A 14,009-nucleotide genomic window follows, 5' to 3' on the forward strand; every position below is an offset into this window, starting at 1 on the left:
TTCGGCGCACCGGAGAGCGTCGGGCCGCCGTTCAGCGGGTGAGCTCGCCGACGAGTGCGGCCAGCTCGTCCGCCGCCCGGGCGGGTTCGCCCGTGACGTCCCGGACCACCCACCCGCGCATCCCGGCCAGGTGAGCGGGGTGCGCGAAGGCGGGGTCGGTGAGCAGGTAGCCGCAGGGCGCGTCCGGCCAGTCCGGGACCGTGGGCAGGCGCTCGGTCCGGTAGGCGGCGGGTTCGCCATCCCGGCCGGGGAGCCCGTCCAGCCCCTGGTTCCGGGAGATGTCCGCGCGGGTCGGGCTGCCCGGCTGGGGCAGCGGAGCGTCCACCAGCACGTAACCGAGGACCGGACGGTGCGCGGCGCGCTGGGCGGCGCCGATCGCGCCGAGGAGCGGACCGGAGTCCCCCTCGGCGACGAGTACGGCCGGCGCCCCCTCGGCGGCCAGCCGGTTGATCTCCAGGCTCGCCCGTGCGACGTAGCGGGCGGCGTGGGGCGGCGTGTCGTCGTCCGGAACCTCGGGGAGGACCGGGGTGCGCTCCCGGGCGGTGAGCGCTTCCGCCGCGCCCGGGAGGGAGAAGGGGGTCCGGAGGGTGGGGGGCAGCAGGACGGTGATCACGCGGGTCCGTCCTGGCGGGTCTCGTCCCGGACCCAGGCCAGATAGGCCGGGTTGCCGCCCGCGACCGGCACCGCCACGATCTCCGGCACCTCGTAGGGGTGCGTCCGGACCAGGTGCGCCACCAGACCGTCCAGACGGTCCGCCGCGGTCTTGGCCACCACCAGCCACTCCTGGTCGGCCTGGGTGGCGCCCTCCCAGCGGTAGAAGCTCGTGATCGGTCCGCTCACCTGCGCGCAGGCGGCCAACCGGTGGTCGACCAGCGAACGGGCCACCTCCTCGGCGCCCTCGCGGCTGTCGACGGTGGTCTCCACCCGGACGGTCCCGGTGTGCTCCTGCATGCTCGTCCCAACTCCGGGTCGGGGCAGCCCTGGTCCGCGCGGCCCCACCCGGTGTCCTAGGCTCACTGGTCATGAGCGAACGTGATGAACTCCTGCGTCAGATCAACGATAAGGCGGTCGTGCGCGGGAAGGTGACCCTGTCCTCCGGCAAGGAGGCCGACTACTACGTCGACCTGCGCCGGATCACCCTGGACGGGGAGGCCGCGCCCCTGGTCGGCTCGGTACTGCTGGACACCGTCTCGGACCTGGAGTTCGACGCGGTGGGCGGTCTGACCCTGGGCGCGGACCCGGTGGCCGCCGCGATGCTGCACGCGGCGCACGCGCGCGGCCGCAGGCTGGACGCCTTCGTGGTGCGCAAGGCCGGCAAGGCGCACGGGCTGCAGCGGCGGATCGAGGGGCCGGACGTCCGGGGCCGCCGGGTGCTGGCGCTGGAGGACACCTCCACCACAGGCGGTTCGGTGATGACGGCCGTGGAGGCGCTGCGCGAGGAGGGCGCCGAGGTCGTGGCGGTCGCGTTGATCGTGGACCGCGGCGCGCGCGCACGGCTGGAGGAGGAGGGCCTGGAGTACCGGCCCGTCTTCGAGGTGTCCGACCTGGACGTGTGACCCCGGCTCAGCGGCGGTTCGCGGGCGGGGCCGGTCGGCCCTGCCCCGGACCGGGGCCCGGTCTAGGGGCAATGCTGTTCAGTTAAGGGTTGTGGTGGTCCGTCAACCCTGACCCAGACGAAGAAGGGGCTCCCTGGTAGGACAGCTGTATCTCACCCCAGCTGTTCCCAAGGAGCCCCTTGCCCGACCATTGTGTCACGACCCGACAGACCCACCACGCACCCGGCGCCCTGGCCCCCGGCCACCTGGGAGAACTCACCCAGATCGTGCCTTTTGAGATGGTCGATTCCGTCCTGGAGGAATCCAACAGCCACCAACGACGCTCACGCCTGCTTCCCTCCCGCGTGGTCGTCTACCTCCTGCTCACAGCCGGACTCTTCACCCACTGCGGCTGGCCCGCCCTGTGGCGCAAACTCACCGCCGGGGTGAGCCTGTGCACCCAACCGGCCGCCTCCGCACTGTTCTACGCCCGCAAACGCCTGGGCCCAGCACCCCTCAAAGCTCTGTTCGAGCTGCTCTCTGGCCCCACCCACAGCGCCCACCGCTTCCACGGGCTGCTGGTGTGCGCCATCGACGGCACCCTGCTGGACGTACCCGCCACACAAGCCAACCGGGCCGTGCACCGCTCCAGCGGAGCCACCCGCTGGGCCGGGGCCGGCTACCCCCAAGTACGGTTGCTCGCCCTGGTCGCCACCGGATCCCGGGCACTGCTGGGCGCGGTCTTTGGACCCGTCACCCAGGGCGAGACCACCATGGCCGCCCGTCTGCTCCCAGCCATGGGTCCGGGCCAGCTCATCCTGGCCGATCGCGGGTTCGACGCCGCCGACCTGCTCAAAGATCTTCATACCAGCGGGGCCCAGCTCCTGGTTCGGATGGGCTCGCAGAGCAAACCCCGCCGCCTTCGTCGTTTGGGCGATGGCACCTGGCTGGTGCAGCGCGGCAAGGTACGGATGCGGCTCATCCAAGCCCAGATCACCATCGCCACAGACCAGGGCGAGCGCACCGGCTCCTACCGGCTGGCCACCACTCTGACCGATCCCGACCTGTATCCGGCCACGGGTCTGGTGGCGCTCTACCACCAGCGGTGGGAGATCGAGACCGCCTACTGCGAGCTGAAGTCGGCCCTGCTCGGGCGCCGGGTGCTGCGGGCCAAGGACCCCGAGGGGCTGGAACAGGAGGTGTGGGCGCTGTTGGCCACCTACCAGGTGGTGCGGTGCGCGATCGCTGACGCGCTGACCGCTACCGGGCACAGCCCGCTGCGGGCGAGTTTCGCGGTGGCGGTGGAAAGCGCCCGCGACCTGCTGGTGCGGGCCGAGAACGTCATCGCTGGCGAGCGCATCGACGTGCGGGGGTTGCTCGGGCGGCAGGTGTTGGCGAACCTGCTGCCCGAGCGGCGTCTACGCACAGTGCCTCGGGTGGTCAAACGCGCGATCTCCAAGTACCACGCCCGCTCCAACGGGGTGGATCGGACCACGTACAAGGCCACCGTGGACATCGCGGTGTTGACAGACCCTTGAACGCCTTAACTGAACAGCATTGGGTCTAGGGGTTCAGTGTGAAGGTGTGGCCGGGGCTGCGGTCGGAGATGTCGCGCTGGGTGCCGTTGACGTAGACCTCGACGGCGGCCGGGTCGCCGATGCTGACCTCGAGGCCGTCGGTGTTGTCCGGGTAGTTCACCGAGTGTCCCTGGGCGAGTTCCTGGTCCAGGAGCACGTCCCCGCCGGGTACCCGGACGAACACGTCGCTGGACTCGCCCACCACGCGGATGAAGAGGACGCCCATCTCGTCGGTGTCCACACCCTCGGCCGCGGCCTCTGACGCGTTGGCGCTGACGCTGTCGCCGGTGCCCGGCAGCGAGCGGTACAGGAAGTACCCGCCGAGGGCTACCAGGGTGACCAGGAGCACGACAGCCCCGACGATGGCCATCACCTGGCCGACGCCGCGCGGATCGTTCCTATGCCTTCCCACGGCGACGAATGTAGCGCGTATCACGACAAAAAGCGACAGCAGTCGCCCTGAAGTCCACGATTCACCACTATTCGTGACATAGCTACCCAGGCACTCTCGACTTCCCCGGCACCCCCGCTCCTGGCTTCCACCGATCCCCGTAAGCTGCGGGTACGTAGCCGATCCGGAGCATTTTGGTCTAGACCTTTCCAATGGCTCCGGCTATTCGGGATACTTGGACGACACCCGGTGGACACGTCCGGACGCAAGGCCCGCGGGCCTTCCCCTGACGACCGGTTCCTCCCACCGGGGGCAACGCACGCGGGGTGCCGTCGGCACGCGAGAGCATCGCACCGGCGGTCGCTCGATCCAGGCCGAACCAGGGAGAGTCAAGCCATGCCCATCGCCAGCCCCGAGGTCTACACCGAGATGCTGAGCCGAGCGAAGTCCGAGGGCTTCGCCTACCCGGCGATCAACGTGACCTCCAGCCAGACGCTGCACGCCGCCCTGCGCGGCTTCGCCGAGGCCGAAAGCGACGGCATCGTCCAGATTTCCACCGGCGGCGCCGAATTCCTCTCCGGCGCTTCGGTCAAGGACATGGTCACCGGCTCGGTCGCCTTCGCCGAGTTCGCTCGCGTGGTCGCCGCCAAGTACCCGGTGAACATCGCCCTGCACACCGACCACTGCCCGAAGAACAAGCTCGACGGCTTCGTCCGCCCGCTGCTGGAGATCTCCAAGGAGCGCGTGGCCAAGGGCCAGGAGCCGCTGTTCCAGTCCCACATGTGGGACGGCTCCGCGGTCGAGCTGGAGGAGAACCTCCAGATCGCGGACGAGCTGCTCGCCGCCTCGAAGGCAGCCCGGACCATCCTGGAGATCGAGGTCGGCGTGGTCGGCGGTGAGGAGGACGGCATCGTCGGCGAGATCAACGAGAAGCTGTACACCACCCCGGAGGACGCCCTGCGCACCGCCGAGGTGCTGGGCCTGGGCGAGAAGGGCTACTACATGACCGCCCTGACCTTCGGCAACGTGCACGGCTCCTACAAGCCCGGCTTCGTGAAGCTGCGCCCCGAGGTCCTCAAGTCCGCCCAGGAGGCCGTCGCCGCCAAGTACGGCAAGGCCAAGGCCTTCGACTTCGTGTTCCACGGCGGCTCCGGCTCGACCATGGAGGAGATCCACGAGGCGATCGGCTACGGCGTCGTGAAGATGAACATCGACACCGACACCCAGTACGCCTACACCCGCCCGGTCGTCGACCACATCATGAAGAACTACGACGGCGTGCTGAAGGTCGACGGCGAGATCGGCAACAAGAAGGCCTACGACCCGCGCGCCTACGGCAAGGTCGCCGAGGCCGGGATGGCCGCCCGGGTGGTCGAGGGCGCCCAGCACCTGAAGTCAGCCGGCAACAAGATGAAGTAGGGCCCCGCCCGACCGCTCCCCGGCGGTCCGGCGCCCGGTGCCCGGCGGTCGTGCCACGACCGCCGGGCACCGTCCTTTCCACCCGCGTCCCGCCCCTCCCCCGTGGCCCACCCACCCCGCCCTCTCCGGTGGCACACATCGGTCACGGCACGAAACGCGCCCGCGGACCGTCCGTATTACGCGGACCACTGGCCTCCGGTACCCCCACACGAGAGAAACCGGGGTGCAGTTTTCACTGCATTCCCCCAAATCGCACCCAAGGATGACAACGGGCCGCCGACCTCCGGTTTCGAGATCGGGGGCACGGGCATTCCTCCTGCCGATTTCCCCTCAGGCGGAATGAGGACATGTGAAGGGCAGGAACGGCTCGGTCCGCCTGGCGGCCGTCGGCGTGCTCGTGACGGGCAGCGTGCTCGTCGGAGGCTCGGCGGCCGGTGCCGCGTGGGCGTCGTCGGTCCCAGCCGGAAGCGCGATCGGGAACACGGCCGAGCGGTCCGCTGCCTCCTGCGGGCTCGGCGGCGACAACCCCACCGTGTCGAACGGCACCATCACGGGAATCGGCTCTCGCACCGGATGCGGAGGCACGGTGACCCTCACTGTGCAGGTGCGCAAGCACCGCACCGCCTGGCCTGACAAGGTCGTGGCCGAGAGCAGCCAAACCGGTTTCTCCAACGGGCCGCTCGATAGCGCGTGGGCATCGCCGCGGCCCTCGCCCACGACCCCCGGGTCCTGATCCTGGACGAGCCCACCGCGGGTCTCGATCCGGGGCAACGGCTCCGGGTGCGCGAGGTCGTGGCCGGTCTGGGCAAGGACCGAACCGTGCTGATCTCCACCCACCTCATCGAGGACGTCGCCCACCTGTGCTCCCGGATCGGGGTCCTGGCGGGTGGCCGGATCGAGTTCCAGGGCACCTTCCCCGAGCTGGAGGACCTGATCGACGACACCGCTGAGGCGAGTGCTTACGGTTCCGGGTTCGAGCGGGCCTACGACCGGCTGATCGCCGGGGTCGGAGAGCGCCCGTGAACCCGCTCCGGAACCGGGAGCCCCGAAGCGATGCGGATCGGGGCCCGGCGGCCCAGGGCACGTTGACCCGGAACACGTCGGCCCGGAGCAGGTTGACGACCTCGCCCCTCTTCTGGCCCTTCCCGCCGCCCCTGGTGCTGGTCCCGGCCGGGATCGTCCTCGTCATGACACTGACAGCAACCTGGGGTCAGCTCTCCTGGCGTGCCCTGGACTGGGTGTACCTCTCCGGACAGGTGGGGGTGCAGGCCCGGCTGCCGGTCGTGGTGGCGACCGGAGCCGCGGCCCGGGCGGCCGCCCGGTTCACCCGGCCGAGCCTGGTGTCCGCCCAGCCCTGGCAGCCCCGTCTGGGGCGGGATGTCCCGCTGCGGCACGCGACAGTGGTCACCGGCTGGTGCCTGGGCGCCTATCTGGTGGGGCTGCTGCCGCTGACCGCCGCCGTCGCCTCGCAGGGCGCGGGCACGCCGCACCCCGTGCCCGTCCTGGGTGCGCTGACCGGATTCGCGGCCCTCACCCTGCTCGGCTACCTGTGCGGGGTCGCCCTGCGCGGGCTGACCGCCGTCCCCGTGGCGATCGGTCTTGTCTTCGTGTGCACCAGCCTGCCCCTGGTCGCCGACACCTGGACCGCGCTGTCGCTCCAGCTTCCGTTCACCCCCTCCCTCGGTGCGCGGGAGAGCATCCCGCTCGGCCTCTACCGGCTGGGGTTCTTCCTGCTCCTGGGGACCGCCGCCGCGTGGACGTCCGCCTGGCTCCTGCGGGCCCCACGCCAGTGGTCGGCCCCGCAGGTCACGGCGGTGGCCGCGGTGGCGACCGCCGCTGTCCTGCCCCACCTGTACGCGTTCCCGCTCGTGACCTACGCTCCGGGCGGCTCCGAGGTCTGTGCGGAGCGCGAAGGGGTCCGTTACTGCGTGCACGAGGGTCACGCGGACGAACTCGCCCTGATCGTCGAACTGGCCGCCCCGGTCTTCGCCGCCTACGGGTCGTCCGAAGCCGCCCCCGCGCAGGTGCGCGACCGCAGCCTGGCCACCGGGGACGACGAGGTGCTGCACGGAACCGAGCACGGCGTGCTCTGGATGCGCGTCTATCCGGGCTGGGACCCGTACCAGGAGGTACCCGCGACGGCGGCCGTGTGGCTGCTGCCCGACATGTTCGTGTGCGGCTCCGAGAGCGTGGGCAATACGGACGAGAGGGCACCCTCGGAGCAGCGACGGGTGGCCGTGCTGGTGGAGCTCAGGGCCTGGCTCGCCTCGCGCCCTTTCCCGGCTCCGCCGACGGCGGTCTGTTCGCCGGGGCCGACCCCGACGAGATCCGGGACTGGATCAGCCGGAACGAGGAGCGGATCGCGGCGTGCGAGGTGGAACCGGAGGAACTGCCGTGGCGACCCTGACCCGAAGCCCCGTCCTCACCTCCCTACGCCCCTGCCTGCTGCCGATGCTGCACGCCCTGGCCGCGGCCGTCGCGGCGGTGGCTCTGGGCCTGGCCGCCTCGGGCGTCGTGGTGCCGGTGGCGGTGTTCGACTGGCCCAACGAGGAGCAGCGGATCCCCGTGGCCGAACTGCTGTGCGTGTGCGCGGCCGCGGTCGGCGCGTGGGCGAACCGGCCCCGGCTGTGGGAGTGGGAGCGGCTGGGCGGGGCCCGGACCCGAATCCGGGCGGCCGCTGTGGCCGCGCTCGGCGTACTGCTGTCCGGAGGCGCCGCACTGGCGCTGCTGCCCCACGCGTCGGAGGCGGAGAACTCCTGGCTACTGGTGACCAACGTCCTGCTGGCGGTGTCCGCCGTGTACCTGCTGGCGCCCTTCCTGGACGCGGTGCCGTCCGGACTGGTCGTGCTGGCGGGGATCCTCCTGGGGGCGGCGGCCTGCAACACGGTGCCGGGACTGAACCGGGTGAGCCCCTACGCCTACGTGGGATCTGACGGGTGGAGGGCCCCGGACCTGCTCGCCGGGGCGACGGTGCCCGCCCTGGTCCTCGGGCTGGCCCTGGCCGCGGTGGCGGCGCACGCGGTGACGCACGGCTCCACGACCAGGGTCCGACGGCGCGAGCCGGAGACGGGGTGAGCTCCGTGATCCGGGAAACTCCGGGCCCGGTGGCAGGATGGGGGCATGAACCTGCACCAGAACCTGCTGAACGAGCCGCCCGAGACGCGCCTGCCAGACGACCCCGAGGCCCGTGAGGCCCTGGCCTCCGCCGACGACCCCACCCCGGTCGCCGGGCGTTTCCCGTCCTACTCCGCCGCCTGGGCCCGCCTGGCCGAGCTGGCCCTGGCCGACGGCCAGCCGGTGACCGCCTACGCGTACGCGCGCACCGGCTACCACCGCGGCCTCGACCAGCTGCGCCGCTCCGGTTGGAAGGGCCACGGCCCGATCCCCTGGGAGCACGCGCCCAACCAGGGCTTCCTGCGCGCCCTGCACGCTCTGAGCAGGGCCTCGGAGCGGATCGGGGACGCCGAGGAGGCCGAGCGCTGCGCCACCTTCCTGCGCGACTCCAGTCCGGAGGCCGCCGAGGCGCTCAACGGCTGAGGCCGCCCCGGCCCGAACACCGCCGTGCCCGGCCCCGGGCCTCCGCGGGGCCGGGCACGCGCCTGCCGCCCGCACCCCGAACCGCGCCAACCTCCCACTTAACGCGGTTCGAAGGGTCGTGTACGCTCAATACGCAACGGCCCCTGTCGCTGCCTTGCGCCAGGGGTTCATCCATGTTCGGGGTCGGAAAAGCCCCGGTCAGGTGTCGAGCGAAGAGGTAGAGACCAATGCCGGCGATCACGCTCGTGGGTGCCCAGTGGGGCGACGAGGGCAAGGGCAAGGCGACCGACCTGGTCGGCGACCGCGTGGACTACGTGGTCCGTTACCAGGGCGGCAACAACGCCGGGCACACGGTGGTCATCGGCGACCAGAAGTACGCCCTCCACCTGCTCCCCTCGGGCATCCTCTCGCCGAACGTCGTACCCGTCATCGCCAACGGCGTCGTCATCGACCCGGGTGTGCTGTTCGAGGAGCTGCACGGCCTCCAGGAGCGGGGCGTGGACACCTCCCGCCTGGTCATCTCGGCCAACGCGCACCTGATCATGCCCTACCACCGGGCCCTGGACAAGGTCAGCGAGCGCTTCCTCGGCAAGGGGAAGATCGGCACCACCGGACGCGGCATCGGCCCGACCTACGCCGACAAGGTCACCCGCCAGGGCGTGCGCGTGCAGGACATGTTCGACCCCAAGATCCTGCGCAAGAAGATCGAGCTCGCCCTCCACGACAAGAACCAGCTCCTCACCAAGGTGTACAACCGGCGCGCGCTCGACGCCGAGCCGATCATCGAGGAGTACCTGGGCTACGCCGAGAAGCTGCGCCCCCACGTCGCCGACACCTCGCTGATCCTCAACAAGGCGCTGGACGAGGGCAAGACGGTCTACCTGGAGGGCTCGCAGGGCACCCTCCTGGACATCGACCACGGCACCTACCCCTTCGTCACGTCCTCCTCCCCGACCTCGGGCGGCGCGGCCGCGGGCGCCGGCATCGGCCCGAACCGCATCACCAAGGTGGTCGGCATCCTGAAGGCCTACACCACCCGTGTCGGCTCCGGCCCCTTCCCGACCGAGCTCCTCGACGAGCAGGGCGCCTGGCTGCGCACCCAGGGCGGCGAGTACGGCGTCACCACCGGCCGGGACCGCCGCTGCGGCTGGTTCGACGCCCCGATCGCCCGCTACGCCACCCGGATCAACGGCGTCACGGACTTCTTCCTGACCAAGCTCGACGTGCTCACCGGCCTGGAGCGGATCCCGGTGTGCGTGGCCTACGACGTCGACGGCGTGCGCCACGACGAGATCCCGATGACGCAGACCGACTTCCACCACGCGACGCCGATCTACGAGTACTTCGACGGGTGGTCCGAGGACATCACCGGAGCCCGCAAGTTCGAGGAACTCCCCGAGAACGCACAGGCCTACGTGCGTACCCTTGAGGAGATGGCGGGGGCCCCGATCTCCGCCATCGGTGTCGGACCCGGCCGCGACGAGACCCTCCAGCTGCGTTCCCTGGTCTGAACCGGAGACCACCCGTCCTTCCTCCAGACAGAAGAAGAGGCCCTCTGCAGTGAAAGCCCTCGTTCTCGGCGGCGGAGGCCGCGAGCACGCACTCGTCCGCGCTCTGTCCCTTGATCCGGGTGTCACCAGCATCCACAGCGCCCCCGGCAACCCGGGTATCTCCGACCTGGCCGAGAACCACGTCATCAACGTGACGGACGGGTTGGCCGTGACTGAGCTGGCCGCGCGCATCCGCGCCGAGCTGGTCGTGATCGGTCCGGAGGCCCCGCTGGTGGCCGGGGTGGCCGACGCCCTGCGCGACCGCGGTATCCCGGTGTTCGGCCCCGACCGGGAGGCCGCCCGCCTGGAAGGGTCCAAGGCCTTCGCCAAGGAGGTCATGGAGGCGGCCGGGGTGCCCACCGCCAAGGCCCGGGTGTGCCGTAACGCGGGCCAGGTCTCCGAGGCCCTCGACGAGTTCGGGGCGCCGTACGTGGTCAAGAACGACGGTCTGGCCGCGGGCAAGGGCGTCGTGGTCACCGAGGACCGCGCCGCCGCCGAGAAGCACGCCCGCGAGTGCGGCCGCGTGGTCATCGAGGAGTACCTCGACGGACCCGAGGTCTCGCTGTTCGTGCTCACCGACGGGGCGCACGCGCTCCCGCTGCTGCCCGCGCAGGACTTCAAGCGCGCCTACGACGGCGACCAGGGCCCCAACACGGGCGGCATGGGCGCCTACGCCCCGGTGCCGTGGGCCCCCGCCGGGCTGGTGGACGAGATCATGGAGTCGGTCGTGCGGCCGACCGTGTCCGAGATGAACCGCCGCGGCCTGCGCTACCAGGGCCTGCTCTACGTGGGTCTGGCCCTGACCGGCAAGGGGCCGCGCGTGGTGGAGTTCAACGCCCGCTTCGGCGACCCGGAGACCCAGGTCGTGCTGGACCGCCTGGCCACCCCGATCGGGACGGTCCTGCAGGCGACCGACACCGGCGGCCTGGGGTCGATCGGTTCGCTCCAGTGGAAGTCGGGTGCCGCGGTGACCGTCGTGGTCGCGGCGGAGAACTACCCGGGCGACCCGGTGAAGGGCGACCTCGTCGGCGGCCTGGCGGCCGCCAACTCCCTGGAGGGCGCCTACGTGCTGCACGCGGGCACCGCCTGGGACGGGGTGCGCGACGTCAAGTCCAACGGCGGCCGGGTGCTGAACGTGGTCGGCACCGGCTCGGACCTGCGCCAGGCCCGTGAGCGCGCCTACGAGGCCGCGGGCAGGCTCGAACTGCGCGGGTCCTTCTACCGCACCGACATCGCCGAGCGGGCGGCCGCGGAGGTCTAGGGCGTGCGTCCGCGAACACGCGCCCCGGGACACCGGCAGGACCAGAGCACCGCCCGCACCGCGGTCGCACGGCAGAACCCCCAGAAAGCAGCATCATGAGTGGCTTCGTCACCGTTCCCGAGCCCGTCGAGGTTCCCGGACTGACCCACCTGCACACCGGCAAGGTGCGCGACCTGTACGCGACGGCCTCCGGCGAACTGGTGATGGTGGCCAGCGACCGGGTCTCGGCGTTCGACTGGGTGCTCCCCACCCGGATCCCCGGCAAGGGCCGCCTGCTCACCCAGCTGTCCCTGTGGTGGTTCGAGCGCCTCGGCGACCTGGTCGCCAACCACGTCGTCTCCGACGTCCCGCCCGAGGGCGCCCCCGCGGACTGGGCCGGCCGCACCCTCGTCTGCGAGAGGCTGGACATGGTGCCGGTGGAGTGCGTGGCCCGCGGCTACCTCGCGGGCTCCGGGCTGTCCGAGTACCGGGTGGACCGCACGGTGTGCGGCGTCGCGCTCCCCGAGGGCCTCACCGACGGCTCAGAGCTCCCCGAACCGGTCTTCACCCCCGCCACCAAGGCCGAGGTCGGCGACCACGACGAGAACGTCTCGTTCGGTGTCGTGGCGGCCAGGCACGGCGAGAAGCTCGCCGCGGAGCTGCGCGAGCTCACCCTGCGGGTGTACGGGCGCGGCCGGGACACCGCCCGGGAGCGCGGGGTCATCCTCGCCGACACCAAGTTCGAGTTCGGCCGGAGGCCGTCCGGCGAACTCGTCCTCGCCGACGAGGTGTTCACCCCGGACTCCTCCCGTTACTGGCCCGCCGACGAGTGGAGCCCGGGACACGCCCAGCCGTCGTTCGACAAGCAGGTCCTGCGTGACTGGCTGACCTCGCCCGTGTCGGGGTGGGACCGTGCCTCCGACACTCCGCCGCCGGAGCTCCCGGACGACGTGGTGGAGCGCACTCTGTCCCGTTACACGGAGATCTATGAGCGTCTGACCGGCGGGAAACCCGAGCTGTGACCGCCGTCAACCGCGTGATTCAACGCACGCGGACGTCGTTTCGGCTGCGGGAGCGCGTATGGTGGTGGAGTCGTATGCAACACCGGAGTAACGGGCAGCCGTGCGTACGATCCCTGGTCTCTCCCTCCGGCGTAATGCCTCTTTGGCCGTTTGGCGGGACTTCAACCGCGATCTGCGGGTATACCACGTTCTGGACCGGTTGGCGTGAGCTGGTTGCTATAGAGTCTTCGCGAACCGACCGGTTCACCGGCCGCGCAGGTCACACGCAAGATGGTCGCAACGTTCCAGGGGAAACCCGCGTCTAAAACGCATACAGGCGATACCCGACGAGGGTGACCTTTTTTCACATCTGCCTCACAAAGGAGCACATGAGCATGGGCCAGGAGGTTCGTTACCGCGTTCGCGGCGGACGCCCCCTCAGCGGAACGGCGTTCATCCAAGGCGCGAAGAACGCCGTCCTGCCGATGATCGGGGCCGCCCTACTGGCGGCCAAGGGCCGTACTGTGCTGCGGAACGTCCCGGTCATCGAGGATGTCTACCGCGCACTGGAACTCGCCGAGCACGTGGGCGCCAAGGTCGCCTTCCACGAGGCAGAACGTACCGTCGTCATCGACGCGTCCGGTCTCAACGACCCCGAGCGCGCCGTCCTGCCCGCCGACATCGCGGCCCGCTTCCGCGGTTCCGTGCTCTTCGTCCCCGCGCTGATGCACCGCACCGGCCACGCCCGCATCGAGGGCGTCGGCGGCTGCAACCTCGGCAGCCGCAACCTCGACTTCCACTACCGGGGCTTCGCCCGGCTGGGCGCCGAGGTCACCGAGGACCTCGAGCGCAACCACATCAACGTCGAGGCGAGCAAGCTCCGCGGCGGCCGCCTCTACCTGGACACCCCGTCCCACACCGGTACCGAGAACCTTCTCATGGCGGCCGTCCTGGCCCCCGGTACCACCGTGATCGAGCACGCGGCCCTCGAGCCCGAGGTCATCGACGTCATCGACTTTCTCAGCGCCATGGGCGCGAAGATCAGCGGTGGCGGCACCGGCCTGATCACCGTCGAGGGCGTCGAGGAGCTCACCGCCGTCGAGCACACCATCATGTCCGACCGGATCGACGCCGGCGTGTTCGCGATGACCGTGGCCGCCACCGGCGGCGAGGCCAGCCTGGTGGGCGCCAACCTGGACCACCTGGGCGTGGCCCGCTGGAAACTCGAGCAGATGGGTGTCGGCTTCTCCCAGGAGGGCGCCGTTCTGCACGTGCAGCGGGACCCCTCCGTGCCGCTGCGGCCGATCAACGCGGTCACCTCGCCCTTCCCGGGCTTCGCGACGGACCTGCAGTCCCCGCTGATGGCGCTGGCCAGCCTGGCCGACGGCGAGAGCTACATCCACGAGGCCATCTACGACGGCCGCTTCGCGCTGGCCGACGAGCTCAACAAGATGGGCGCCAAGATCGAGGTCGAGGGCACCCGCGCCATCGTGCACGGTTCCACGAACCTGCGCGGCGCCGAGGTGGTCGCCCACGACCTGCGCACCGGTGCGGCCTTGGTCCTCGCCGGACTGGTCGCTGAAGGTGAGACAATCGTGGCGCCTGGTTATCTGGTTGACCGCGGTCACGCTCAGTTCGCGTCGCGGCTTGCCGCGCTGGGCGGTGACGTGGAGCGCGTCACCGTCTCGTAGGAGTCGTAAGCGCAGCTCAAGCCGGGGTGGGGGGTCTCCTCCCACCCGGGCTTTCGGCGTTGATATGG

The 14,009-nt window shown here is 70.9% G+C and carries 14 protein-coding genes; 10 read left to right on the forward strand and 4 right to left on the reverse strand.

Going from position 1 to position 14,009, the window contains the following annotated elements; translation table 11 throughout:
• Positions 1–31: 31 nt before the first annotated feature.
• Complete coding sequence (locus tag AC0VYD_RS25325) at positions 32–613, reverse strand: hypothetical protein (RefSeq protein WP_475477816.1); 582 nt, start codon at positions 611–613, stop codon at positions 32–34.
• Positions 610–951, reverse strand: a complete 342-nt coding sequence (cutA, locus tag AC0VYD_RS25330) for a divalent-cation tolerance protein CutA (RefSeq protein WP_475477817.1) — start codon at positions 949–951, stop codon at positions 610–612. Before cutA ends, AC0VYD_RS25325 begins: the two co-directional genes overlap by 4 nt.
• Positions 952–1,022: 71 nt before the next feature.
• Between cutA and pyrE the strand changes: the two genes are divergently transcribed.
• Both pyrE and AC0VYD_RS25340 read left to right on the forward strand, forming a co-directional pair.
• A complete protein-coding gene (gene pyrE, locus AC0VYD_RS25335; protein WP_191267811.1) occupies positions 1,023–1,556 on the forward strand; it encodes an orotate phosphoribosyltransferase in 534 nt (177 codons plus the stop codon).
• A gap of 179 nt (positions 1,557–1,735) precedes the next feature.
• On the forward strand, positions 1,736–3,073 hold the full coding sequence (locus tag AC0VYD_RS25340; RefSeq protein WP_475477818.1) for an IS4 family transposase: 1,338 nt from the start codon (positions 1,736–1,738) through the stop codon (positions 3,071–3,073).
• 25 nt (positions 3,074–3,098) lie between these two features.
• On the opposite strand, the gene AC0VYD_RS25345 is transcribed toward AC0VYD_RS25340, so the two are convergent.
• Complete coding sequence (locus AC0VYD_RS25345) at positions 3,099–3,482, reverse strand: RodZ domain-containing protein (protein ID WP_452543557.1); 384 nt, start codon at positions 3,480–3,482, stop codon at positions 3,099–3,101.
• Between the two features lie 417 nt (positions 3,483–3,899).
• Here AC0VYD_RS25345 and fbaA point away from each other — a divergent pair, with 417 nt between their 5' ends.
• Together fbaA and AC0VYD_RS25355 are read left to right on the forward strand one after the other, a co-directional pair.
• Entirely contained in the window at positions 3,900–4,922 is a 1,023-nt protein-coding gene (gene fbaA / locus AC0VYD_RS25350; protein ID WP_452543319.1) for a class II fructose-bisphosphate aldolase, read from the forward strand.
• 690 nt (positions 4,923–5,612) lie between these two features.
• Positions 5,613–5,945: a hypothetical protein gene (locus AC0VYD_RS25355; protein ID WP_475477819.1), complete on the forward strand. Its 333-nt coding sequence runs from the start codon at positions 5,613–5,615 to the stop codon at positions 5,943–5,945.
• 187 nt (positions 5,946–6,132) lie between these two features.
• Here the strand turns inward: AC0VYD_RS25355 and AC0VYD_RS25360 are convergent, their stop codons facing one another.
• Positions 6,133–6,330 carry a hypothetical protein gene (locus AC0VYD_RS25360; protein ID WP_475477820.1) on the reverse strand — a complete coding sequence of 66 codons (198 nt, stop codon included), beginning with the start codon at positions 6,328–6,330 and terminating at the stop codon, positions 6,133–6,135.
• Between the two features lie 986 nt (positions 6,331–7,316).
• Between AC0VYD_RS25360 and AC0VYD_RS25365 the strand changes: the two genes are divergently transcribed.
• The 6 genes from AC0VYD_RS25365 to murA all read left to right on the forward strand — a co-directional run bounded on the left by AC0VYD_RS25365 (position 7,317) and on the right by murA (position 13,941).
• On the forward strand, positions 7,317–7,997 hold the full coding sequence (locus tag AC0VYD_RS25365) for a hypothetical protein (protein ID WP_475477821.1): 681 nt from the start codon (positions 7,317–7,319) through the stop codon (positions 7,995–7,997).
• Between the two features lie 45 nt (positions 7,998–8,042).
• Positions 8,043–8,459 carry a DUF3151 domain-containing protein gene (locus AC0VYD_RS25370; RefSeq protein WP_452543310.1) on the forward strand — a complete coding sequence of 139 codons (417 nt, stop codon included), beginning with the start codon at positions 8,043–8,045 and terminating at the stop codon, positions 8,457–8,459.
• A gap of 227 nt (positions 8,460–8,686) precedes the next feature.
• Complete coding sequence (locus AC0VYD_RS25375; RefSeq protein ID WP_475477822.1) at positions 8,687–9,970, forward strand: adenylosuccinate synthase; 1,284 nt, start codon at positions 8,687–8,689, stop codon at positions 9,968–9,970.
• Between the two features lie 49 nt (positions 9,971–10,019).
• Positions 10,020–11,270, forward strand: a complete 1,251-nt coding sequence (purD, locus tag AC0VYD_RS25380) for a phosphoribosylamine--glycine ligase (RefSeq protein WP_475477823.1) — start codon at positions 10,020–10,022, stop codon at positions 11,268–11,270.
• Positions 11,271–11,365: 95 nt separating this feature from the next.
• Positions 11,366–12,271 (forward strand): phosphoribosylaminoimidazolesuccinocarboxamide synthase, encoded by a 906-nt coding sequence (locus tag AC0VYD_RS25385; protein ID WP_475477824.1) that lies wholly within the window; start codon positions 11,366–11,368, stop codon positions 12,269–12,271.
• Between the two features lie 374 nt (positions 12,272–12,645).
• Positions 12,646–13,941 (forward strand): UDP-N-acetylglucosamine 1-carboxyvinyltransferase, encoded by a 1,296-nt coding sequence (gene murA, locus AC0VYD_RS25390; RefSeq protein ID WP_191268060.1) that lies wholly within the window; start codon positions 12,646–12,648, stop codon positions 13,939–13,941.
• Positions 13,942–14,009: the final 68 nt, after the last annotated feature.

Source organism: Nocardiopsis sp. iso_40 (assembly GCF_056173285.1).

Excerpts from the sequence above, each read along its gene's own strand:
- cutA (WP_475477817.1), bottom strand. The coding sequence starts at position 951 with ATGCAGGAGCACACCGGGACCGTCCGGGTGGAGACCACCGTCGACAGC.
- pyrE (WP_191267811.1), top strand. The coding sequence starts at position 1,023 with ATGAGCGAACGTGATGAACTCCTGCGTCAGATCAACGATAAGGCGGTC.
- AC0VYD_RS25345 (WP_452543557.1), bottom strand. The coding sequence starts at position 3,482 with ATGGCCATCGTCGGGGCTGTCGTGCTCCTGGTCACCCTGGTAGCCCTC.
- fbaA (WP_452543319.1), top strand. The coding sequence starts at position 3,900 with ATGCCCATCGCCAGCCCCGAGGTCTACACCGAGATGCTGAGCCGAGCG.
- AC0VYD_RS25370 (WP_452543310.1), top strand. The coding sequence starts at position 8,043 with ATGAACCTGCACCAGAACCTGCTGAACGAGCCGCCCGAGACGCGCCTG.
- AC0VYD_RS25375 (WP_475477822.1), top strand. The coding sequence starts at position 8,687 with ATGCCGGCGATCACGCTCGTGGGTGCCCAGTGGGGCGACGAGGGCAAG.
- AC0VYD_RS25385 (WP_475477824.1), top strand. The coding sequence starts at position 11,366 with ATGAGTGGCTTCGTCACCGTTCCCGAGCCCGTCGAGGTTCCCGGACTG.
- murA (WP_191268060.1), top strand. The coding sequence starts at position 12,646 with ATGGGCCAGGAGGTTCGTTACCGCGTTCGCGGCGGACGCCCCCTCAGC.